Here is a 24,348-nt window from a genome sequence, read left to right as displayed (position 1 = left end):
TTTCGAGGAAAGAAGCTTTTGCCGGCGCGTGTTGGTGAATTTCTCGAATTCATTTTGTACCTAGATTCCTTTTCATATGCGCGGCGGTTTGGCGAACGGTTGACGCAGGCGCAGGCCCTGTTTGCCGAACTCGCGTGCGGCGGCGAGCTCAATGTGCTTCATCGTGATCTTTGTCGCTTCGCTGCGAGCGAGGAATGCTGCGCCCAGCGCGATGGCCTTGATTTGCGCGCCGTTGAGTTCGACGTGTGCGGCGAGCCCGTGAAAGTCAATCTCGCCGAGGATCTCCTCGCCCGCGGGAGAGCTTGGGGGCAGAGCCTTTTGCCAGAGGTTAAGTCGCTCAGGCTGTCCGGGAGGAAGGAAGTCGCAGACAAAGCGAAGACGGCGCAGGAATGCAGTGTCAAGGTCATTCTTTCGATTGGTGGCCAGGATGGCGATGCCGTCAAACTGCTCGATGCGCTGGAGCAGGTAGTTGATTTCAATGTTGGCGAAGCGGTCGTGCGCTTCTTTGGCCTGAAAGCGCGAGCCAAACAGCGCATCGGCCTCGTCGAAGAAGAGCAGGCCGCCCGAGCGTTCGCAGGCATCGAAGACTTCGCGGAGACGCTTCTCCGTTTCACCAATGTATTTATTGACCACCCCTGCCAGATCGACGCGATAGAGAGTGAGATCGAGCGATCGTGCAAGAACCTGGGCAGCCATTGTTTTGCCCGTGCCGCTCGGACCACCGAAGAGTGCGGAGATGCCCTGGCCCAGGTGAGTAAGCCGGCTGAAGCCCCACTCCTCATACACCTCCCAACGCAAGCGAGCCTGGGACTCGAAGTCATGCAGCGCATGGGCTAGTTCCGGGGCCACGACGAGGTCATCCCAGGTGTATGGGCATGGCAGGATGTTGAGCAGATCGCTCGAGCGCGGGACGGATCGCGCGAGTGCGGCATGCATCGAGACTGTGCCGGGAGCTGTGGCGGAAACACGAATTTCAGCCGGGCTCAGGCGCTGTGTTCTCACCACCGAAGGAATCGGCGCGTCCGTCAAGTGGCGCCAGAGCTCGAATCGTTGTGCAGTCGGAAGAGGCGGCAACGTGGCGCCCCATGTCGCAGTCGATGGAATGGAACGCACACCGGAGATTGAAATGCGTGCGAGCCTCTGCAACTCTGCCCAGTCAGTCGAGGAAATGGCCTCTGGACTACGCCAGTAGAGAAGAGCTTGATGAGCGTGGGCCAGTCGCACTGTTTGGCTCAGCTCGTCGATGGGATTCGAGACAGATGTGGTGCGCGAGCCGGCCAGCAGCGCGGGAGTATTCACCACGAGCAAGGGCCTTCCCAGGCTGGCACTCAGCTGGGCCGCAAGAGTCTGGCGACCGGAGCCTTCCGGGCTCGCGAGCGCGAGTTCCGTGGGTGCGTGGGTGTCATCGTGTGCCTCAGCGTCCGCATGGATCGCCATCTGTGCCTGCAACTGGGCCAGCAAATTGGAGTAAAGGATTGGGAGTTTCGCAGTTGCCTCGGGCTCGATAATGGTGCACCAACGTTCAAGTGCGGGGTCGAGCCAGCGCTCTTCACGAACCGAGCGGACAAGAGCTTCGTCCGCCTGCCATGCGGTGGAGACGCGCCACGCCACTCCGTCGCTGAGGGTATGTGCAAGACGCCAGCGCACAATATTGGGCAGCGCCAGTTCGGCGGCCGATGCTTTGTGTGTTTCGTGGAAAAGACTCGTCGTCAACTGAAGGGTTGGGTTAGTGGCACGGGTGTCGTCGGCGAGATAAGCAAAGACCCGGCCGAGGTCGGGATTGATCTCGATGGCGATGAGCAGGCAAAGCAGGTCGCGCTCAGGACTCGAGAGGTCAAATAGTTCGACGAGGTGCTTCCAAAATGGTTCGGCGTCCAGAGTCTCGTCAGCAGCGAAGCTCGAACTCAAGAGGGCACAAGAAGCCGGCTCCGCGAGAAAGTGGCCGAATCGTTCCGCGCGGAGGTCGGGGCGGCTGAGGATCCGCTTCACTTCAACCGGGGTGATGGCGAGACCTTGATCGGGGCTGGTCTGGCCCTCACTCCAAAGCCGCTCCATCCATGCTGCCTGGAGCAACGCGTGAGCCCGAACGCGCGCCAGGATAGCGCCTGCGGTGCCACGCTCGGCGGCGTGGATCGGCACTGCTGCGGCTTCGAGAATGGAGGGCTGATTCATACGGGGATCTTTACCCACCATCCGGGCGGCGCCTCAATGTTGTGGGGGCCGCTGGTGACGCGGACGCGAACGTAGGCGCCCGGCGGCCACGGAACGACTGCGGGAAGCATGAAGGTTATGGTGCCCGTTGCGGCGTCGACCGTTGCTTCTCCGGGAGCGACAGCGCCTGCAATGGTGAGGTTGGTCGTTTCAAGCAAAACGGCAGTCGCACCGTCGACAAGGCCGTTTGCGCTCAGGGTGTAGACCTTTGCACCATCGGCCGCAAGAACAGGTTCGCCGGGGCCGATTCCGGTCACTGCGGGAGCAAAGATGATTGGCAGCGTGTTGCTGCGGAAGCCGGGGGTGGCTGCATTGCCGACGCACAGATACATCACGACTGGAAGCGGCGTTGACGCGACTGTCGTACCCGCTGCCGGTAGACCTGCGTAAGCGATTGGCATCTCGAGGACAAGCTCGTCTGCATCGCCCGCGGTGCCTGACGCTGACGTGCCGTAGGTACGAGTAAAGTTTACGGGCCACTCGGTTGCCAGGGTCGGTATCACGGTCGAAGAGAGATAGACCACGGCGGCGTCGGGCTGGTTGAGGCCAGAACCACGCACGCGCAGGGTTTGGCCTCCCATCACCACAGGCGCAGAGTTGATGGCCGTGGGTAAGGCCTGGCTCGGTAAGAAGGTGGGCGCTGCCTCGGGGCCGAGTGCCGCAGAGGGCGGAACGCGGTACTCCACCTGCGCGGCAAGCTCGAACAACTGCGGCTCCGGCAGCGGAACCGGCGCAAGCATGTTGAGGTCCGGCGCGACGCTGATGTTGACCTCGACAGGTAGACGCGCATCCGCGGGCGGCGCCTGCGGGGGCGCGAGAAAAACAACAGCCACGCGAAAGAGGGAGGACAGGCGGATAGGCACGGCGATGGCCTGCCACAGGCGGCTCATCTCCTCGATCGTGTCGGCCTCAATGGTGATGGTGAACTCAACGGTGTTGCTTTTGTAGATGGGGTTGGCGTGAAAGTACTCGAAGGCGATCGACATCAGAATTTGCTCGAGCGCCCAGTTGTTCTCTGAGAAGCTGGTCAGCAGGTACGAGAGGCTGAGGCTGAGAGGCTGCGATTGGTTCGGCTGCGCGATACTGCCCTGCACCGGCGTGTTGCGCCAATAAGGATCGCGGCTTACATGCAGCAGGTACAGATTCAAAACGGTCTTACCGTCGCCGCGCGAGACAGCGGGCATGAGACCGGAGACATCGTAGAGGAAGTGTTGATTGATGTACTGAGGCGAAGCCAGCACGGCTGCGTTCAGCTTGTCTATGAGCAGCTGCGTGATGGAAGACAGATCGTCGACGCTCCATGCCATGACGTTATCCCTGTACCAGGCCGTGGCTCCAGGCCAGTCCACGTGAGAGTGGCTCTGAGGCACGGCTCGAGCCGGAGCGTGGAGCGTTTTTGGGGCTGATGCCGGCAGGCGTAGGCTGCGAGCTGCGCGTGGGCGGCGCTGGCACACGGACTTCGATACTGCCGATGCGAACGCTGATGTCCGGGCGCCTCTCCGCCTTGGCACCGGTCTGCGTGTGGATCGCAGAAAGAGGTGAAGTAGCTTCTGATGAATCGGAGTGCGCAACCACGGATTTCAGTGGAGTGTTTTCATGTGGAGATAGGGGCTGCGTTTTGGCCCCCGTAACGATGTGCTCGCCCAGATTACTCCGCAAAATCGTTTCGGCCGCATACGCGGAAGATCGCTTCGCGGGGAAAGCCTGCACCTCCGGTGCGCTTGTGGTGGCGTCGACTTTGGAGTCCTCGAATCGTGCGCTCGTCTGAGTGCGACCCGGGGGCACGCGTTTCGCGGTTATACTCGCTGGCTGTGCGTGCTCTGGTTGCGAAGCACCGCCTTCCTCAACCCCAGTCGCGTCGATAATCTGAGGGATGGCGTCGAGGCTGGAGCGCGTTGCGGCTCCACGTTCGGCCGCGGGGCGGCGTGGGATCAGAGGCGCGACGGTGCGCGGAATCGGCTCGGCGAGCTGCCGGAGGTAGCTGCGCGCAGGTGTGGGTTTGCCCTTCATCGCGAACCTGCCTGACGAATAGCATCGGAATAGGCGAGTCGGCGAACCTGCGGCATCGCAAGAATGGCGGACTCTTCCCAGTGGTAGGTAGCTGCAATGGCATGGACCTCGTCGTGCATGCTCGCGGCTGAGGCACGGAGCTCATCAAGCACCAGCGAGGGGACGTGGAGCTGCCGGTTGAGGGCGGCTCCGCAGGCTGCGCAGACGCCATGGATGGGGCAGGAAACAGTGGGGGACATCGACTCCATTGCACGCTCGGCAGAGGCAGTTGCGCGCCGTGTAGGACGGCCACTGTCGATGCAACGTTCCGCAAGAAGCTCGTAGGGTTTCGGCGAGCGCAGCGCGAAGAGCTGGTCTGCGACGGTGGGGAGGCGGAATATTGTCCAGTCGCCGGCCTGATGATCCTTTTGATTGAGCTCAAACCAACCTGGACGCGTAGCACAGGGCTGGACGCGGCCAGGCATGCCGGGGCGCGCTTCGCTAAGCAGGTGCGTAATCGAAAAGTCAATCTCCATACGCTCGGTGCAGGCGCAGCGGAGGACGCAGCGGACTGTATCGCCGAAAAGAAAAGCACGCAGGCCGAGCAGGGCCGATTCAAAGTCGGTGATGGTCAGAGTGAGCCAGGCTGACATTTTGATTGCAGCGCCGGACGACTCCCCTGAAGCATGTCTAAGTTCCGCGAGTCGCGACAAGGCGTCGATGGCACATTCAAGCGTTGCTGCCTGCGCTTCACTGCTGCGCAAATCGGCGCGATTGTTGCGCGATTCACGGGCGCCGCCCTCGAGCAGGGCAAGGTCGTCGTGCCCGTTGGGTAAGCGGAAGCTGACTTCGAGGCCGCTGATGGGAAGCCGCATGGGCTAGAGCTCTTTCGGTTCGGTGAGCGTGAGGTCCTGCTCCCAGCCTTCGTTCTCGAGCTTGATGTGCTCGATTGCAATGGCGTTGGCGCCGGCGTCCAAATCAGGCAATGCCTGGTACTCGGAAACCCAGCAGCGGTGGACAAAGAATCGCCACACCGGCTGGCCCTCCTCGTTGAGCAGGTCGATGCGAATCTCTTTGCGCAAATTGGCCAGCGATGTGCTTGGTGAGCCTTTGTCGAGCACCTGCGCGTAGTTGGCCCAGGTGGCGAAATCCTGGTCCTCGGTAAGGCCGCGCTCCAGCATGATGGGGTCGTACTTGGTTCGACCCAGACCGATGCGGATAATGGGATCGCCCCCTGACTTGTACTCAATGGGCTCCGACGCACGCTTGATTGCGCCTACCTTGCTTACGGCGCAGACGGGCGACGTCGAGGTGCCAAAATACACAAGAAATCGGTACGCCTTATACGGGTCGTAGCGATTGATGTTCACGGTGAAAGGCTTTCCCATTCGCATCCTCCTAAAGCGGTTTGGATCTGATTCGGTCTAGCTCGGCGGGGCCCGGCGTCTCCTGCTTCAGGAAGTTTGGCCCGCGAGCTGAGAGAGCTTGATAACAACGAACTCCGCGGGTTTCAGCAGCGCAACCCCGATGACGATGTTGACCACACCGTTCTGCTGGTCGGCGGCTGAAGTGGTTGTGGCGTCGCACTTCACTTGAAATGCATCGCTAGGCGTTGCTCCCTGCAGTCCGCCCTGGTTGAAGAGCGAAAGCAGAAAGGCCTCGATGGTCAAGGTGATTGCGATCCATAGCGGCTCGGCATTGGGCTCAAATACCACCCAGGTGAGATTCGAAACAAGTGTCTGCTCAATGAACAGGGTCATGCGGCGAACGGGAACGTACTTGGACTGCGCGAACGCCTGGTTGCCGGCGACGAGCGTGCGAGCACCGTAAACCACGGTGCTGTTTGAGAAGGTGCGCATGCAGTTGATCGAGTCAAGATTCAGCACGCCTTGTTGTTGGTCGTTCATCACGCCGTTGGCTACCGGGCCAGTAGTTCCAAGCAGCGGTGTGCCGATTCCCGCGGGAGCCTTCCATACTCCGCGTGTGCTGTCTGTAGTGGCGAAAACCCCGGCCACGTAGCCGCTGGGCGCCACGCTGGTATTGAGGCCGCTGATGGGGTCGGTGGCTTTGAGGTACGGGAAGTAAAGGGCGCCGTTCTGGCTGGTCGGGATGTCGGCGATCAGCGTCGAGATGGGAAGCAGCAATGGGGTGCTCGGGTTCAGAAATGCCGAGGCCTGTGGGGGCGGATCGACAATGGCAAACGCCCGCTTGCGTTCGGCGAAAGACAGCGCGGCAGACAGAACGGTGTTATCCGTCACGGCTGGGACGAGGAGCAGATTGAAGATCGGCACGTTGTCCAGCGAAGAGTTTGTTTGGAATGCGCTGATGAAGTCCGCGGGGCTGAAGGATCCGGTGAAGCCCGCGGGGAGAACGCCCGGCACAGTGGGATAGTTGACCACGGTGCCAAGCGTAAAGTTGGCTGGTCCCGGGGGTACCGGGAGCGCTGGGCTAACGTAAGGAAACGCCGAGCCATAAGACGTCCCGCTGATCGGTTCAACTGTCACAAGTGTTGAGATTTTGTTGATGAGCTTATCGAGGCTCCCGGCGGCGCCCTGAGCGATTGTGATGTTCACACTGCGATAGACCTCGACACGCGTCCCATAGGTGATGATCAGGTCGAACGTGTCGTACACCGCCGGGGTTACACCGGTTGAGTTACGCAGATTTGTTATCGTCGCGGTCATTGGGACGATATCGCAAGGCTCGAGCGCGTAGAACTGCATGCCGATTCCGGGGGTGGCCGGATTAGGAATGATCCGGGCCTGGAACTGGAAGTCGTCGGTTTCATTTCCGAAAGACCCGGCGGACACGATTCCCACGAGGGCTTCGGGCTCCAGCCCGACAACATATGCGTTGCTTCCTCCGTTGAGGAAGAACGCGTAGACGGCTTGCGCCACGTCGGAGTCGACAAGGCCGCTGGCGTAAAGCCCTCCGAAATACGTCTCGTAATCGGTAAAGCTGCCAAGCAGAATCGCGGTATTGAATGTCGTTGTCTTCCACGGGTGGGTGTAGCCGACAAAGGCCGCGATTGAAGTGGGCGCGGGGGTGATTGTGTGCGTGTTGAGCGGCAGCTCCTGAATGTAGATGCCGGGATAGCTGTACGAGAGTGACATGGGAAAGCCTCGCGTTGAAAAGTCGGGAAGAGTTAGTTGAAACGTGAATCAGTTATTGCTCGAAGAACCGCGCTGCGAGATAACCACACGCTTGTTGCTTCTCTGGGGTCAGGACCACCCTAAGAAGAAATCAGAGTGGCGCTCGCCGAAGCCGCGGCGGACGAGCTCGCAGTCGCCCCTCCCTGCAGTGTTACGGTTCCGGGTGCGGGGAGTGCGCCGCCCGCAGGCGCAGTGAAGGTGACAAGGAACGCAAACGGGTTGCCTGCGCCCGTCAGCATCGCCAGGGTCACGTTGTCCTGGCTCTTGGTCCAGCTCGTGGTGATAGTGAACGTCGCCGCGGGATCGGGGTCGGGCACGACGCTGACGCTGATATTCGCAGCGTCGGCTGCGTCAGCGGAGTCAGCGGCAGCCAATGTGAATGCGGTCTGAGTGGCATCGGCTGCCTCGGGGACCGCGTATGTAAAGTCAGGACCGACAGACGTGTTTTGACTGTATTTCGCCGGCGCCTGGGGGTTGTTCGATTGCAGGTATACCAGGCCGTTGGCTGCTGCTGCCGTTGCGCCAAGTGCGTTGCCAAGCGTCGCCGTGGTCAAACCGGGGTAGACCTCGGTCGCGGAAACTGCAACGGTCATTGTCCCCGCGCTGGCGGAGACGTTCGAGATCGACACCTCGATTTCATTGCCCGTTGTACCCGCCGTGTTTGCGGTGATTGAAAGCGCGGCGCTGGGAGAGGCCGCTGTGTCGGGAGTGAGCAGACCCTGCGTCACAAGGCGCTGAAGTAACTGCTGAATTAGCCCGCTGTTCGCCGCGTAGTTAGACCACGAGGAGGCGTCGGGCCCGTTCAATCCAAAACTGATGGCAGAGAGGGGAATCTCCTGCTGGTTTGAGTTACCGTCGAGAAATGAGACGGGACCGGTCGCGAGTGCCTTGTATGCCATGGCGGTTCTCCAAGAATTGGGGGTGAAACACGGGGAATGCGGTGAATGAGTCGATGGGTCGGTGTGCGCTGCGTGAACGTTTGACCCGGAGGGAAGGTCCGAGCGTTGCCAAACAGATGGATCGGGCCGAATTTCAAAGCCCGTGAGGGGAGTCGGCTTCAAAACTTCAGAGATCGCCGGGCTATAACCCGTCGTGAGATCGGAAGTGTACGACTTTGCCGTGCCGAAAGCTACGGGAAATTTTAACTAGGAAAAAGTGGCCAAATTCGCGATCTGTCGCCGATATCAGGCCAATGCACTCATCCAGACCGCGATCTCGCTCGGCGCAGTGGTTCAATAAGGGAGACGACCAAGGTGCAGCAATCCAGTTGGCTGTATTGTCGCCATGTCGGACAGTGAGCGAATTTGCTGCAAAGCGTGCCTCGTAAAGAAGTGGCATTTCGGCTCAAAAGTTCAAGATGCTGACCCCGGATAATCGCCCGTTCTCAGAGATCAGTATGACTGGTTGTCGCGTCAAAAAGGCTGATCCGACATCAGCCAGCCGGGACTGCGTCAGTGTAGATTGTGTAGTTTCGTCATTTCGCCGGTGCGATAGGTCTGCCGGCAAATGGAGCGAACGCGAGCGGAAATCGAGCCGGAAATTTCGCCGCGAGCGTACCGCAATCTTCCGAGGGAAGCCCAATAGCGAACTGTTTGCTTCTGGCACACATCCGGCACACAAAACGGCATTGAAAGTGCGAATTTCCTGAGTTTTTCCAAGATTTGCATTGATCAACGCAAATCAGTGAACCGCCTTCGCGAAGCTCGAAGATCTTGAATGGGGTAATAGGGCTCGATTCAGCCAGGCCATTTGAACCCTGCACGGCAACACATATATAAGGATGGAACTCGTTTCCGCGCCAGCGAAAGAGAAACATTAGAAAAATGTACCTAAACGATTGAAATAGAAATCTTTATTAAACACGTAGAGGACGCCTTGCCGGAATCAGGTTAGTTAACCGCAAAGAGCTTGAGTCGCTCTTTCATAGCCAATTCGTCGAACACGCGTGCCGCTATCGGGAAGCAAACGACGAACAACCAAACAGGATTCTGGCTCCCGTTGCTAAACATTACGATTCCAACAATCCAGCCTCTCAGGAGTTGATCTGTCAGCGATGTTCTGGCACTATGAACTCCAAAGTGATCGGACCGCTATGCGAATCGCGTCTTCCCCCACCCTTCGCATCGCCACCGGTTTGCTATTGGCCGCCCTGCTGAGCATTGTCGGGTATCGAGTCTTCCGGCAGTGGTTCTCTCACGGTCCAGAGGCGCTGCTGCAGCGAGCCGACGATCTATCGTGGCTCAACAGTTGGATCCAGGCAGAACCCCTCTATCGGCAAGCCGAACAGAGATTCACCCAGCGGCTTCAACTCTCAAAGGCTCTCTACGCGAGAGTGAGCCAGATACCCGCGCATAGCGAGTCTTCAACATCCATCCCAAGCCAAATTGCGCTTCTCAGGGCGGATCTTGACCTGCCGGAGGCGAAGGATCCGGAAACACGTCTTCGCATCTTGACTATTCTCGGGATGCTCGAAGTGAACTACGACTCCGGGATGGCGCGCCAGACTTGGGCGGAAGTCGGATCATTGGCAGACCGGCAACACCACTACTTGTTGGCGGCGCGTGCAATCGGTGAGCAGGGAATTGCGGCATACCTGCTCGGCGACATCACAACGGCCAAAAAGGATGTGGTCAAAGCCTGGACCGTGGCGAAAGCGCTCGACCCCGGCGCCCATATCCGATACGCGAGCATGTACGGGGTCGGCCTGGTCGAGATGCACAAATATCAAGAGGCTCTCGGTCCGCTGGATGAGGCGATCAAAGTTGCCGGCAAAACTCGCGGGGCTGCATACCCTACAATTGCCATCACCGCGAAGATTGAGGCTCTCAGCGGTCTCGGACGAAACAACGAGGCGCTCGCTCTAGCCGCGGAAGAGTTGCGGATGGTCTCTGCTTACCATCTTGCTGGACATCTCTATGAGCTCTATCAAACGAGAGCGGGCGTATACCAACGAATGGGTCAATGGGATCGCGCTATTTCCGACCTCACGCTCTCTTCCCAGTACGCAAATCAGACTCGTGGAGATTCGGCTGCTACGAGTTTGCCGTGCGGAATCGCAATTCCCACGCCGTCGTGGATTGGCCCGACTGCTCGGCGATCGCGCGCAATCTTACTGTTGAGGTCTGATCAGGAAACTCGGCCGGGGCATATCGAAAGGTTTTCGCCGCGATAGGAACAGCAAACGGTCTCACTGGCTGATCTGCGGGGGATGACGATTTCTCCGTGACCTCCAACATCCGATTGTCGCTGGTCAGTTCATTGAAATAGAAAGGATTATCCGATTCCGGCGCACCCAGTAGCCACGGCCCATATGAATACGCAATCCTAGCGTTGCCGCTCGGCTCGGATCGGAGTTGCATCCCGTACTGCACTGTCAGAACGTCACCACTCTGCCATCGCCGGTGAACTTCTAAGTAGCCGCTATCAACAGTGGCCTGGATCGCGATGCCGTTGAGTTGTAGATTTAAATTCTCGGCCCACTCCGGCTTACGGATACGCAACGACGTGGGTGCTTCTCCAGCTGAACCAATCGTGATTTTGACCGTTCCATCGTGGGCAAGGGAAGAAGTTGCCGATACCGAAAGGATCGCGTTTTCCATCCTGCCATCGACCGGAAGATCGAAGTTTACCGCGCCATCCTGACTTCGAAACGCACTTCTATAGATGTCAGGAAAACAGCGAAGGCCGTGCAGCGTACAGCACCACCAGGCCCGTGCCGAACCATTGGCAGGCAGCCCGGTCTCAGAGTACAGGCGATGCCCAAAGTCTCCGGTCGCAAACTGGTTGAACGCGAAGTCGTTGAAGACCGTGCGCTCTGCCATTGCCAGGTACCTGGTCCTAACGGTCGCCTTCCAGAGCGAGAGACTTAGGCGCACCCAATCCGCCTCCGCACAGCCTTCGGTGCGGTGTCCGTTCGGGCTCCAGCCCTCGGGAACGCCGCCGGTGACGAGTAGATCCTCTGACTGGGCCACGTCTTGCCAGGCTGCCTCGCACTGGCGCAGTAAGCGGGCGTCCTTGGTCGCTTGGTATAGATCCACTACTCCACGGAGACTGGCCAGGTAGCCATGTACATGATCGCTGGGACGGCGCTCAATAACCGCGGCAATTTGCTCGGCGAGCTTTCGGTACCGCTCATCGTGGGTAACCATGTACAGGTTGGCCAAACCTTCGGTCTGCTGCATCCAGCAGATATAGCTTGATGCGAAGTGCTGCGCGCCAAACGCGTCGCGAGTCTCCTTGGAAAGCATTAGCGGGCCGACCCGCACCAGAAAGTCTCCCAGACGCCTGCATGCCTCCAGGACTGCTGGGGATGGCTTTAATCGGTAATACTCAATCAGGCCAACCAGCAGCCGGCCGTTGCCCCATAGCAGGTCAAGGTCCTGATCGGTCGGCCGGTCGAAATGGAAGGTTATACCGAAATACCCTTCGGGCTTTTCGAGGGCGATGGCCTTGTTCACCAGCGCATCCAAACCCGAAAACTTTGTGCCAAAGACCTGGGCTGCGGTGGCGAGTGCTCCAATATAACGGCCGGACAGATCACCGCTGTACTCGGTAAATCGGCGCTCCGGTACAGGACGGACATCGGCCAGCAAGAACTCCTCCGTGTACGCCGGTAAGGCTCCCGAGAGCACCCTGCGCAGCGTGAGTTCATACCGCTCGTGCAGCGGGCTGTTAATTAATGGCGGCTCTGAAATGTCCGTGGATTTTTCGGGAGCTAGTGATGCGAGGGAGAACGGAGCCAACGGAACCAGTGCAGCGGTCTTCACGAAATTTCGACGGTTCAAGGTAAAACCTTTCTCGACTATGCCGAATGTTACCGTTCGTTATTCGGCGATCCGCATCCCTGCCCACTCGATCCTGGTAACAACAGGAACCGGGTAAGAGTTCAGGGGCTTGGAAAACTGTGATCTCACCCTATTCCGTTAATCTACTATCGTCAAAGATTCAGAAAGAGACCTGCGGCCCGGCGACAAGCCGCACCCGGAAGAGGCGACTGGAGTTAAGGAGCAGAACCGGCTGCGGCGAGCTGAAAAATGGCCCAATAGATAGCACGATGGGTGCCATTCAATGCCCCTGTTAACAGCGGAGCATGTCAGGCTTCGAGGAGTAAATCCGATGATGGAGGAAAACCAAAACCCACTGCGTGTCGGCTTGTGCGGCATCGGGCTCGAGGCCTATTGGCCTCAATTCGATGGTCTGCGCGTCCGCCTTGACGGCTATGTGCGCCAGATTGGCAAGCACCTTGAAAAGACTGGGGCATCTGTAGAGTTCCTGGGCATGGTTGACAGTCCCCAGAGCGGGCGTGATGCGGGGCATGCCTGTCTACGCGCAGACGTGGATCTGCTGATAATTTACGTAACTACTTATGCGCTCTCAAGCACCGTGCTGCCGATGGTGCAGCGCGCAAAAGTTCCAGTATTGGTTCTGAATCTGCAGCCGCAAGCAGCCATAGACTACGACGCATTCAACCGCTTGCCGGATAGAACGGCGATGACCGGGGAATGGCTGGCCTTCTGCTCATCTTGTTCAGTGCCTGAGATCGCCAATGTGTTTTCGCGAGCCGGTATTGCCTTCAACCAGGTGACAGGAGTATTGGGGGACGAGGCGGTCTGGAGTGAAATCAATGCGTGGATACAAGCCGCCCGTGTCAAGAAGGCGCTCGCCGATAACCGTCTTGGATTGCTCGGACATTATTACAGTGGGATGCTCGACATCATGACGGATGTCACGCAAGTGTCGATCTCCTTCGGCTGTCACATCGAACAACTTGAGGTCGACGAACTGAGCGCAATCCGTGGCACTGTAAGTGAAGCCGAGATCGCAAAACGCATCGAGCTATTTCGCAGTCACTTTGACGTTCAGTCCGATTGCGCGCAAGAAGAATTGGCGCGCGCGGCGCGTACCTCCGTCGCCCTGGATCAGTTCACCACAGCGCACGACCTGCAGTCTCTGGCCTACTACCACATGGGCAGTGGAGTGCCCGCGAACGAGGATACGATGAGCTCGATCATCCTCGGGACCTCACTGCTTACTGCACGCGGAGTTCCCGTTGCTGGCGAATACGAAGTCAAGAACGTTCTCGCAATGAAAATCATGGACTGCCTTGGCGCAGGAGGATCTTTCTCCGAATTTTATGGGTTGGACTTGAACGCTAACCACGTTCTGATGGGCCACGATGGGCCTGGACACATAGCCATTGCCGAGAGCAAAACAAAAGTACGTCCGCTCGCCGTCTTTCACGGCAAAGTGGGTCGTGGATTGTCTGTTGAGATGAGCGTGAAGCACGGCCCCGTAACTCTGCTGTCTATCGTCGAAGACGCTGCACACGGATTCAAGCTGCTAGCCGCACATGCTGAGTGCGTTTCAGGCGAGGTGCTGCACATAGGCAACACAAACAGCCGTTATCGATTTCCGATTGGCGCGCGCGGATTCGTAGAGGCCTGGAATGCGCAAGGCCCGGCGCACCATTGTGCGATCGGCATAGGGCACCTATCTGGGTGTTTGAGCAAGCTGGCGCAACTCCTGGGCATTCCGTTTTTGCAAATATGTTAGAACGTGCTGGCCGCCAGCGAAGCTGAGATAAAGCTCGCTATTTCCGTGCGCCACATCCATTTCTACACAAGCGTGTTCATCCTGTGGGTTCATGTGCAAATCCACAGCAATTGGCTTGTGGTTAACCTCCGCTCTGACCTGCGGTGAGCCGAGAGGTATTTGCGGTGAGAACTCGAGGTTAAATGGCCTGCCTGCATTATTAATCCTAAGAACGAAGCCGTCCTTGGCGCGATGCAATGAAAGCCCGATTGATACATCGGATAGCCAAATATTCGTGACCGACACGTCGTTCCACTGAGGAGGCAAATGTGGTGCAAACCTGATCCTTCGGTTGACGGAGTCCACTTCCAATCCGAGCAGTCCGTGAACCGTCGAGTCAAAGAACCCAGCGGAGGACCAGGTTTGTTCGGGTACTGATTCGATCTGTGGACGATAGGAATTACCGGTGAGAACTTCATGCACATGTCCCAGAGAATCCAACGAGAACAAGGGCAGCATGGAACTCCAAATCTGTAGCGCCGTTGCCGGGCGGTGAGCCGACCAAAATGCCATTGCAACCTCTGCGGTGCCGATTGTAAAGACACTTCCTTTTGCATAGGACTCAGGATCAAAGCCGGCCGATCCAGCGCCAACCGTACGCGTTCCCCAGTCGGTCTGGAAAGACGATGTGGCAAGCTGATCGAGTATGGTCTCGCTCTGTCGAGGAGAAAAGATGTGCAGCTCGAGAGCTCCCGCCGGAGAACTTCGCCGCTCTGGCAGCGCTTTCCCCACGCTGGTGTGCCCCGGTATCCAAAAGGATTGTTCGCTATTCCAATAGAGACCTGCAATCGCGCCGAGGGCCTTCGAACCTGCTTTGCGTGCTTCTACTCCTTCGGAAGGGTGGTTTGTCAGAGCGGCGAGACGGGCGAAGGCTTCTGCGGCCGAAACCCAGCTTGCAGAGAGACCGAGATCATCCGACTCGCGATCCTGCTCATCCCCCCCCATACGATCTGGAGGAATGCGCGGCAACCCGTTATCCGGGTCAATCAAGGAACGGCAATATGCATAAGCGGCTTCAATAGCGCTCCAATGATCGACGGCGAACGCCACATCTCCACTTGAGGTCACATATCGCTGCAGAGAGTCAAGAAATTGAAAAGTAATATCCACATGGGCGTACATGTAGGGATACTTTCCAGCCCAATCCAAAAACGCCGCGCTTTGCGAGAGTTCGTGCCAGATCATTCCAGTTTTGGGATCCTGCCATCGCAAGATGAATGTTAATTCGTCCCGTGCGCGTGCATATTCTCCCTCACTCACGAGCGCATCGGTCGCAACCAGGCCGTCGCCGGCGAAAAACCATGAATACTGCGGTCTGCGTTTTATGCGGGATGGTCCGTAGCCGGCGACAATCCCACAGCCGAGTTGAGGATTGCAAACCCATGCCTGGTCCAGAGCCGTCTCCGCCCAGGCAAGCGCCTCATTCACTTTTGGATCAGGGGTTTCGATCTGCATCGCATGAGCACTGAAGTCAGCATAATGAGCCGTGGCATCTGCTTCGAGTATCGTACGGTCGCGAATCAGGCGTCGCAGCAGTGTGCCAGGTTCAGATATTTGCGGCATATTTAGCGCGACGAATAGGTATGCGCACTGAGAGGCATCTGGTTGAAGAGTGAACGAAATGCTGGAATCGTCAGCGATGCTAACGGTTCGACTGCCGTTGTCATTATGGGCAACCATGTCTGGCGAGCCGACCACCGCCGTGTATTTCGTTGCCGGTTCCGAGAGAACATACGCCGGGAGTGCTCCATCCCACGCAACGCTCTGTCCGCCAATCGCAGCAGGCCACATCAGGTCCAAGACTGGCGTTGCATGCACCTCGATATTGATTGAACGTGTACTTTGCACCTGATACGTGAAGATTGCAGCGGGTTCATCGAGCGGCACAAAGATTTTCTCGCGGACCACAAAATTCGATCCTACGTAGATACGCGTGATTGAGTCTGGCGCATAGGTTATTCGCCGCAGGACATCCTCGCCGGGAATGGACGTGGTGGTTCCCTCTACGCGAAATGCAACATGATAGCCAAAAAGAATTTGGAAAGGATACGCCCAGATCTCGAGGCCGTTAGAAGCATAGCCTTCAACGAGCGAGCGTCTGCCGTGTACTGCAACAAAGCGGTGCTGGACATTGCTCTCTGTATTGAGTGGAAGCGCTCCGTGCTTGTCTGGTGCGGAAACTTTATCTTTCTTTTCGACAGAATTGTTCTGACCGGATAATGCGCCTGCTCCAACCAGGAGAACGATCAGGGTGACGACCAGATGACGTGGATGGAGGGACATGAAGGCTTCCTTGACTGCACGCTTCTCGATCCCGAGTGAAGGGCCGGCGCATGCTGTAACGATTGCGCGTCCATGCTAGCAGCCGAAGGCAGTTGGGATCCAATTTGCAACCAGCGCGCCAAGGCGCTATGGTGGCCGAAGGATGTCCCGCCCACTCCAGAATGGCTCCACGCTGATGGCAATCACAGTGCTGGCGATCTCGATGTTCATTCCGGCAGCCTCCCAAAGCGTGAACGGCGATCCATTCCAAACTCTGCTTAAGCAGGGTTTCGCGTTGCATCAGCAGGCTCGCTTTGCAGACGCAATACCGGTGTTGGAGCGCGCACGACGGCTCCAGCCCGACGACTACTTTGCCAATCTCCTGCTGGGGATAGACCTTCTACGATCCGGCAAGACAGCAGAAGCATTACCCCGCCTGGAAATGGCCGCGCGCATTAAGCCCGGTGAGGAATTCCCCGAGGACTATTTAGGAGAAGCAGAAGCAAGCCTCGGTCGGTATGCGCAGGCCGCAGAAGCCTATCACCGGGCCATCGAACGTGGACATGGCTCCGAGCAGGCGTTGGAGTCGTGGGCTGCCTTTGCATTGGAGCGCTTTCGGCAGATCGGCGAGAAACTTCGTGCTACCGATACGGGTGTTGCGACAGTTCGACGCCTTGTGGCGGCCGCCGCCAAGCCGGAATCGTCTCTGGCCTGCAATGGCTCTATTCCATCCTTGGAACGCAGGTTGGCACTAGAGCCAGTCGACTTCGGGACAAATCAGCAAATGGAGACGGCATACGCGCTGTCTATCTGTTATGCGCTGGAAGCGGGCAACGCAGCAAAGCAGTTGCAGGAAAGCACGGAGGATGCGGCGGCGTTGTACCGTCTTCGAGGCGATATATTGCTTCGATTGAAGGGTGATGCAACGTCGGCGGAAACGGACTATCGCCAAGCTCTCGCGCTTCGACCAGACGATCCGGCACTTCTGGAACGGCTTGCCGCCGCACAGTATACCTCTGGCAACAATGATGGTGCACAAAAGTCAGCACTGGCGGCTCTCGCCATTGATCCTCATAGGCGCGAGGCGTTGCACACCATGGCCTTGGTGTCGATGAACGGCCGCGATTATGAGCAGGCGCTCCCATGGCTGAGGAAGCTCGCCACCGAATCGCCGGGCGATCTTTCGGTCCAGGTGGAATTGGGCAGGGCCCTCGCGCAGACTGGCCATCCTGACGAGGCGTTGAAGGCTCTAGCTCCAGCCCTTGCGGCCGGTTACCCTGACGAGAAAGGTGCGCTGCATTCACTCGAATCGCGAGTGCTGCGCGAACAGGGACGAGAGGCCGAGGCAGCCAAGGCGGCAGCGGAGGCACGGCGTCTTTCCGATGCATTCCAAGCCCGCGACCATCTAAGCGAGAAAAAGGATTCCAATGCTAACCAGTAGGCGCAGCATGTTGCGCGCGTTGGCAGCGCTCACTGCAACTGCTCCGGGTGTTGGCTGGACAGGCAACGTCTTGGCGGCGGTAGTACCAACGACCAGTAGGATTCGCATGTCAAACAGAGCGAAACAGGCCGGCCTCGACTTTGTTTTGCGAAACGATGCCACCGGGCGCAAATACCAGGTGGAAACACTTCCTGGTGGATTGAGCGTCATCGACTTTGATTCTGACGGCTGGCCCGATCTCTTCTGTACTAACGGTGCATCGTTGCCATCGCTAAAGAAGACCGGCCCCCAATTCTGGAACCGCCTTTATCGAAACAACCGCGATGGCACGTTCAGTGATGTTACCGCCAAGGCAGGATTGCAAGGCGAAGGCTACAGCATGGGTGTCGCCGTGGGTGATTACAACAACGACGGGGACGAAGATCTGTTCGTCGCCGGTGTCCATGCAAACTACCTCTATCGCAACAACGGGGACGGCACCTTCACAGATGTAACAAAGACGTCGGGTTTGAATCCACCGACTTCTTCGAAGCCGCCCCTTTGGTCTGTCGGAGCTTGTTGGATCGACTACGACGCCGACGGATTTCTCGATCTGTTCATTTCGAATTACTGCGACTGGGAACCAGGTCAGGATCCCATTTGTGGCGGGGTGCAAGACCAGGCTCGCGCTTACTGCCATCCGGACCGTTACCGTGCAGAGTCTATGCAGCTTTATCACAACAATGGGGACGGCACATTCACTGAGATCACGCGTAAGCAGGGGTTGCCAGATCTCCTGGGTAAAGGTATGGGGCTGACGGTGGCGGATTTCGCGGGCGATGGCCAACCGGGACTATTTGTAGCCAACGACAACGCTCGCAATCTGCTGCTGCGTAATCGAGGGAAAGGCTTCGAAGAAATCGGCATCGATGCCGGTGTGGCATACAACGGCGATGGTCGCAACATCTCGGGCATGGGTGCGGATTTTGGGGATATTAATGGGGATGGTCGACCCGACATCGTCATGACAGGACTCAAGAACGAGACCTACGAAGTCTTCCTGAATCAAGGGAAGGGCATTTTCGACGATGGCAGTGTGCGCACGGGGATGCTCAACCTGAGCCGCAGGTGGAACGGCTGGGGCTGCGGTCTGGTGGATCTGGACAACGACGGATGGCTTGACCTGTTTGTAGCTGGCGGTGGCCTTGACGTCCAGGACGCTCAGTCTAATCGCATTTTTAGAAACCTGGGCGGGCACTTCGAAGATGTGACTGAGAGTGTGGGCAGCGACTTCGGTAACGCAGCGCAACATCGAGGCGTTGTATTCGCTGATTTTGATCGTGATGGCCGCCTGGACGCAGCAGTGACCGCCTTGAATGCACCCATTGAGCTCTGGTGGAATCGCAGTACATTGGAACAACCTGCCGCACACTGGCTCCAACTACGTCTTACCGGGCGTCGCAGCAATCGGTCGGCAATCGGCGCCGAAGTTCGCTGCAATGCGGGCGGAAGGATGCAGGTGAGAACCGTCTCGGGAAGTGTCGGCTATGGCTCGACGAGCGATTTGACCATTCACTTCGGCCTGGGCGAAGCGGCGGACGCCGAACTGGAGATTCGTTGGCCCACTGGCATCCTCCAGAAACTTGGCCATGTAGCCGCAGATCAGCGCTTGAACATTGCAGAGCAAGTCGGCTGAATGCTGGACGCCACCGCAAGCAATGCATCGGGAGAAATGTGTAATTTACGTCCACTGGCGTCTCTTTCCCTGAATCTCTCGCTGGCAAGAAAGCCATTAAACAAAAGAAATATCTTGATCCCGCATAGACTCCCGTTTTGAAGAGGGAATATGAATGGTTTCTAAGATCAGCCGGTCATGTAAATAGTGGTGGTCCCGCGCCCCGGCGGTCCAGGAGGCAAGAAAGCCAATGAATTCACTTTGGAGACAAGCTGCACGGCATTTGAGCTTAATCACGGGCGTGATCGTAATTTCGGCTTTTGGGATGCTTTGTCCGATCATGCGCGCCCAGTCGTCAAACGCCCAACTGAGCGGATTGGTCACAGACTCCTCGGGCGCGGTGATTGCCGGAGCTGAGATCAAGGCAGTCAACGTCTCCACCAACGTGCCCTACACCTCCGTTTCGAATGGCGCAGGAATTTATGTGCTGCCCGAACTTCTTCCCGGGCCGTACACAATCACGGTGTCGGCTCCCGGGTTCGGTGCTTCCAAGCGAGCCGGGCTTACGCTAAGCACCGGTGACCGGTTGGCGGAAAACTTTCAATTGAAGCTTGGCACCGTTGAGGAGTCGGTGACAGTCACAAGCAGCCAGACACTCATTTCGTCTGACGAAGCGAGCACCTCCGACGTTCTTGATAACAAGATGATTACTGAGTTGCCACAGCTGAATCGCGACGTGCTCGATTTGACTGAGACGGTTCCGTCGGTGCAGGGAGCAGGCCCTCAGAGTGACAATATTCCTGCTTTGGGTGCCTCTGCGTACGCGATTGCCAACAGCGGTAACAGCTACTCGCTCTCCGGTGGACAGGTAAACGGAACCAGCATTCTTGTGGATGGCAACCCGGTCCAAGATTCGGAATGGAATGCAAGCAATCGTTCCATCCCAACACCTGATAGTGTTGGTGAGTTCCGCGTCGAAACAGGGGCGCTGACTGCCGACAAAGGACGATACTCCGGTGGCATCATCTCCCTGGAAACCAAAACCGGAACCGATAAATATCACGGCCGCCTATTCGAATACTTTCGCAATCAGATTCTGAACAGTAATGACTGGATGAACAACGCGCAGGGAATTCCTCGTCAGGCTTTTCATCAAAACAATTACGGCGCGTCAGTGGGTGGTCCGCTGAACATCCCGCACCTGTATTCAAGTCGTAGCCGGACATTCTTCTTCTTCGGCTGGGAAGGGGAAAGGTTCTCTGAGTCGCAGAACATTGAAAGTACGGTGCCGACAGAATTAAACAGGCAAGGCGACTTCTCCCAGACCGTTATCAATCAGCAGAATGGCCAACCTGTCTATGCGAAGATATTTGATCCATTCAATGGATACTACGATGCGAGCAATAACTGGGTAAGGCCGCAATTTCCTAATAGCAAGATTCCGACTTCGCCTTCTTCTGGACCGACGGGAAATCTATCTGGCCAGAGCCAACTTTGGTCGAAGTACATGGCCCTTTGGCCTGCTCCCAATCATGCTCCGTCCGCCAATTCTGATCACGTGAACAACTACTATTCGACCGTTCACGATAAATTCCCGACTGATCGCTTCCTGGCACGGTTCGATGAAAACATCACCGGCCATCAGCGTGTGAATGCCAACGTGAGCCGATCCAATATTCTGTTTAGTGTTCCAGCGCCTTACGTACATGGAGGTGCAGCCACTACGACTGACACTGATTGGAGCGGCAATGCACTGTACACCGCGGAAGTCTCTCCCACCTCAGTCTTCGAGGCGCGCCTAGGCGTCAGTACATCCCGGCTCTTAACCCTGGGCCTGTCTGGATATGGCTCCGCCAGCGATTCGAGTATTGATACAACCACTTGGGGTTTTGACCCTTTACTGGTGAGCAATCCGGAGCGCGTCACTTCGCAGATTCCCCCTGGAACAAACGTTGCAGGATATAGCCAGGTTGGCGGCTTTGAGTACGACTCTTTCGTAAACCAGAACACTAACGGCACCGCATCCTTCACGAAGTTAGTCGGACGCCACACATTGAAATTTGGATACGAGCAGTATTTCTACCGCTTTCAGGAAAAGGGCGGCGACAATACCGGCGTTCAATCAGTAGGTGCCGGAGGCGGTTCCAATCAATACTGGAATAACAATGACGGGTTGACGGGTAGCCCGCTGGCGGAGTTGATGATGGGTTCCTCGAGCTTCTTCCAGTGGGGGAATTGGAACATCACGCCCTTCGGCTTCAACGAAGCAGCATTTGCGATGGACGACTGGAAAGTTAACAGCAAGCTCACAGTTCAGCTTGGCGTCCGGTGGGATCATGATGGAGCCAGATCCATGCGCCATCCGCAGGGCAGCGTGCAATACGACATCAATGCAAAGAATGTCATCCAGCCGAACAGCGGCTTTTCCTGGGGCACAGTCGCCAACTCTGTGCCGGGCCTTGCCGCACTTCCCACTCCGGCATGGGTAGGTCCCGGTCCAACGGGTCACGCAGTATTACTCGATACGCCGGAACATCCTCAAACAAATCTTTACACGACGACGTGGCGGAACTTTCAGCCGAGGCTAGGCGTCTCTTACTCATTTGATTCCAAGACCGTACTGCATGTCAGCGGTGGAATCGTCGATCAGGGTCTCGGTGGCCTGTCACTCGATTATTACGGCATGTACTACAACTCCAATGAGTTCACCCAGATCCCATCTCTCGATGGACAACATTGGGTTAGCGAACTCGGCAACGATCATGGACTGGGAACCTTCCCGCTGCAACCGGATGGCTCTCACCTAGGCTTCTTCCCGCCGGTAACAACCAATGCAGGGTGGAACAATATTACATTTGGCTCAAGTGCGAATCCGAGCACGGGAGGCGCGGGGATTTTACCTCATTACGATAGCCCCACAGACTATATGTGGGGTGTCAGTGTCGAGCGCCAGCTAGGCAAGAACTTTGTACTTTCCGGGGAATATCAAGGCATTAAAGGTGTGCATCTGTTGATGGTCGCCACCGGGTGGAGTCTGACCAATATTCCTGTTCAGTACTATCAACTAGGCTCGGCCCTCCAATCCCAGGTGCCGAATCCATTCTTCGGACAGTCACAGGCCTTCAACGCTGAGCCAACCGTTCCACTCTATCAGCTGCTATCGCAGTCCCCGCAGTACACGTCGGTATCGCCTGGCCAGGCTGCCTGGGGCAAATCATTTTCGAACTTCGGAAATGTTCAAATTCAGACACGTTCGATGCACGGCCTGACAATGCTGGCTTCTTATGCGCTCCGAAAGACTCTGACAAATTCGGGCGGTAAGGATGCTCAGCATGCAAGTACGGCTAACCGAGGAATACTTCAGAACCCGCACAATCTGATGGAAGGTTACGGGTTGGCGCTCTACGAAAAACCGTCAACCATGAAGCTGAATATCTCTTATGATTTGCCCGTTGGCCGCGGCAAGCAATTCCTGGGCAGCCCTCAGGATCTCGGCGAGAGGATTCTCGATAAAGTGGTTGGAGGCTGGGGTGTAGCAGCAATTTCGGTCTGGGATCCGAAAGGCGCCCCCGTCCTGGTCCCCGATGTTTCCGGCGGTGTAACCGCGCCAGGCGCCGCAATCCGCTGGTCGTTGCAGCAGGGTACTGTGGAACAGAGCAAGAACTACAACGACAATGTCTATGTAAACGGAGCTTTCCTGCACACAGCGAAACGTATTTTCAACCCAGGTGTATTTTCCAGGACCTCGGACTACACATTGGGCAATTCGCCATTCGTGTTCCCAAACGTGCGAAACCCCGGCGATGTAAATACCGACGCGACGCTCCTCAAGAAGTTCTACTTTGGGGCGGAGAGTACGCGCTACCTAGAGACGCGCATCGAAGCAACCAATGTCTTCAACCACCCAACCTATGGCCAACCTGGCCAATCCGCGCTGGACCCTAATCCCGATGATCAGACATTTGGAGGCGTCAACGGTAAGACGGGAAGCCGTATTATGCAGATTGGCCTGCGCTTTTTCTTCTAGCGTTGAGGATCACAACCTGCTGATTGATGCTTCATGAGGTGCGGAACAAGCTCATCCGCACCTCGAGCACAGCGAGCGGCGATGATCATGATCAAAGATATTCGGCAAGGGGTGCACAAACTATGCTGAGACGCGAATTCCTGTCGACGCTATGCGCAAGCACCTTTGTCAATTCCTTTTCGCGCTCAGAAAGATCCTTTCAGCCGGATACTCTTGACCTTCGCTCGCCAGTCCGCGCGGCGATGTCTTGCATCTCCAGTCGGATGGATACCAACGCAAGCTACCGGCCTTGGTTCCTTGTTGAAGTGAAGGACTGGAAACCTACACGGCTCCGACATGACATTTGGGACTTTGGCGATATGAGTGGCAGGTTCCTTGAAGCGCTCATCATGGGCCGCAATATGTTTGAACCAACCAGCAGCATGTTGCAGGACGAAGCTCGAATTCGAGGGTTTCTCTTCGGTCTTCAGGACCAGGATGGCCTGATCATGAATCCCGATCAAGGTAAAGTCGACCATATGTTCGCGCAGGGCAGCGCGCTCTATGGCATGGTCACCGACTTTAACGACAGTCACGATCCAGTTGTCAGAGCCAGAATTAGTGCTCTGATCAATGGACTGGATAAGCGAGCGCGGCATCAAGAAGACTATCTTTGGTTTCCTGAGGTTGCTACACCGATCGCTCCATGTTCTCATATGGCTGCATACCAGGTGCTGCCCATCATTCGTTTCTACGAATTGACAGGCGATGCCTCCGCGTTGCGATACGCCGAACGGCTCAGTCGCTGGGCTTTCTATCACGACTCTACCGTCACCGAGCAAGGAGTGATCACCAAGACCGGCTGGGAAGGACACCTGCATGCATGGATGGACACCTATTCCGGAATTCTTCGCTGCTCGCGAGCAGGCGGTAATCTAAATCGAAGCGAAGTGCTGAAACGTTCCAGGTTTCTGTTTGCATGGGTGAAAAAGAACTATACGACACCTTACGGATGGGTCGCAGATTCCGTAGGGTCGCAGAC

The 24,348-nt window shown here is 57.1% G+C and carries 15 protein-coding genes; 5 read left to right on the top strand and 10 right to left on the bottom strand.

What is annotated here, in order from left to right:
* Positions 1–72: 72 nt before the first annotated feature.
* The 8 genes from WCA10_RS07520 to WCA10_RS07485 all read right to left on the bottom strand — a co-directional run bounded on the left by WCA10_RS07520 (position 73) and on the right by WCA10_RS07485 (position 12,118).
* Positions 73–2,172, bottom strand: coding sequence for an ATP-binding protein (locus WCA10_RS07520; RefSeq protein ID WP_472821891.1), 2,100 nt, complete (start codon positions 2,170–2,172; stop codon positions 73–75).
* Complete coding sequence (locus tag WCA10_RS07515) at positions 2,169–3,518, bottom strand: Pvc16 family protein (protein WP_472821890.1); 1,350 nt, start codon at positions 3,516–3,518, stop codon at positions 2,169–2,171. Before WCA10_RS07515 ends, WCA10_RS07520 begins: the two co-directional genes overlap by 4 nt.
* 4 nt (positions 3,519–3,522) lie before the next feature.
* Entirely contained in the window at positions 3,523–4,221 is a 699-nt protein-coding gene (locus tag WCA10_RS07510; protein WP_472821889.1) for a hypothetical protein, read from the bottom strand.
* A complete protein-coding gene (locus tag WCA10_RS07505; RefSeq protein WP_472821888.1) occupies positions 4,218–5,075 on the bottom strand; it encodes a hypothetical protein in 858 nt (285 codons plus the stop codon). The genes WCA10_RS07510 and WCA10_RS07505 overlap by 4 nt, the downstream gene beginning before the upstream one ends.
* Before the next feature lie 3 nt (positions 5,076–5,078).
* Complete coding sequence (locus WCA10_RS07500; RefSeq protein WP_472821887.1) at positions 5,079–5,588, bottom strand: phage tail protein; 510 nt, start codon at positions 5,586–5,588, stop codon at positions 5,079–5,081.
* A 66-nt stretch (positions 5,589–5,654) separates the two neighbouring features.
* The gene (locus WCA10_RS07495) at positions 5,655–7,313 is read right to left on the bottom strand and encodes a phage tail sheath family protein (RefSeq protein ID WP_472821886.1); all 1,659 of its coding nucleotides are present in this window, start codon (positions 7,311–7,313) and stop codon (positions 5,655–5,657) included.
* A 119-nt stretch (positions 7,314–7,432) separates the two neighbouring features.
* Positions 7,433–8,251 carry a hypothetical protein gene (locus WCA10_RS07490; protein WP_472821885.1) on the bottom strand — a complete coding sequence of 273 codons (819 nt, stop codon included), beginning with the start codon at positions 8,249–8,251 and terminating at the stop codon, positions 7,433–7,435.
* Between the two features lie 2,133 nt (positions 8,252–10,384).
* Complete coding sequence (locus tag WCA10_RS07485; protein ID WP_472821884.1) at positions 10,385–12,118, bottom strand: beta-L-arabinofuranosidase domain-containing protein; 1,734 nt, start codon at positions 12,116–12,118, stop codon at positions 10,385–10,387.
* A gap of 349 nt (positions 12,119–12,467) precedes the next feature.
* Between WCA10_RS07485 and WCA10_RS07480 the strand changes: the two genes are divergently transcribed.
* Complete coding sequence (locus tag WCA10_RS07480) at positions 12,468–13,904, top strand: arabinose isomerase (protein WP_472821883.1); 1,437 nt, start codon at positions 12,468–12,470, stop codon at positions 13,902–13,904.
* Here WCA10_RS07480 and WCA10_RS07475 read toward each other — a convergent pair.
* Complete coding sequence (locus tag WCA10_RS07475; protein WP_472821882.1) at positions 13,842–16,226, bottom strand: MGH1-like glycoside hydrolase domain-containing protein; 2,385 nt, start codon at positions 16,224–16,226, stop codon at positions 13,842–13,844. The two genes, WCA10_RS07480 and WCA10_RS07475, sit on opposite strands and share 63 nt — an antisense overlap.
* Positions 16,227–16,368: 142 nt before the next feature.
* Here WCA10_RS07475 and WCA10_RS07470 point away from each other — a divergent pair, with 142 nt between their 5' ends.
* Both WCA10_RS07470 and WCA10_RS07465 read left to right on the top strand, forming a co-directional pair.
* The gene (locus WCA10_RS07470; RefSeq protein WP_472821881.1) at positions 16,369–17,646 is read left to right on the top strand and encodes a tetratricopeptide repeat protein; all 1,278 of its coding nucleotides are present in this window, start codon (positions 16,369–16,371) and stop codon (positions 17,644–17,646) included.
* Between the two features lie 106 nt (positions 17,647–17,752).
* Positions 17,753–19,321, top strand: a complete 1,569-nt coding sequence (locus WCA10_RS07465; RefSeq protein WP_472821880.1) for a CRTAC1 family protein — start codon at positions 17,753–17,755, stop codon at positions 19,319–19,321.
* 96 nt (positions 19,322–19,417) lie between these two features.
* Here the strand turns inward: WCA10_RS07465 and WCA10_RS07460 are convergent, their stop codons facing one another.
* Positions 19,418–19,684 (bottom strand): hypothetical protein, encoded by a 267-nt coding sequence (locus WCA10_RS07460; protein ID WP_472821879.1) that lies wholly within the window; start codon positions 19,682–19,684, stop codon positions 19,418–19,420.
* Here WCA10_RS07460 and WCA10_RS07455 point away from each other — a divergent pair.
* Complete coding sequence (locus WCA10_RS07455) at positions 19,677–23,327, top strand: carboxypeptidase-like regulatory domain-containing protein (protein WP_472821878.1); 3,651 nt, start codon at positions 19,677–19,679, stop codon at positions 23,325–23,327. The genes WCA10_RS07460 and WCA10_RS07455 overlap by 8 nt on opposite strands.
* Positions 23,328–23,590: 263 nt before the next feature.
* Positions 23,591–24,348 (top strand): hypothetical protein (locus WCA10_RS07450; protein ID WP_472821877.1); only part of this gene is annotated, 758 nt, incomplete at its 3' end.

Source organism: Occallatibacter sp. (genome assembly GCF_049582745.1).
Taxonomy (GTDB): domain Bacteria; phylum Acidobacteriota; class Terriglobia; order Terriglobales; family Acidobacteriaceae; genus Telmatobacter.
The sequence above is the reverse complement of the archived record's forward strand: the minus strand, read 5'-3'. Positions and strand labels throughout refer to the sequence as shown.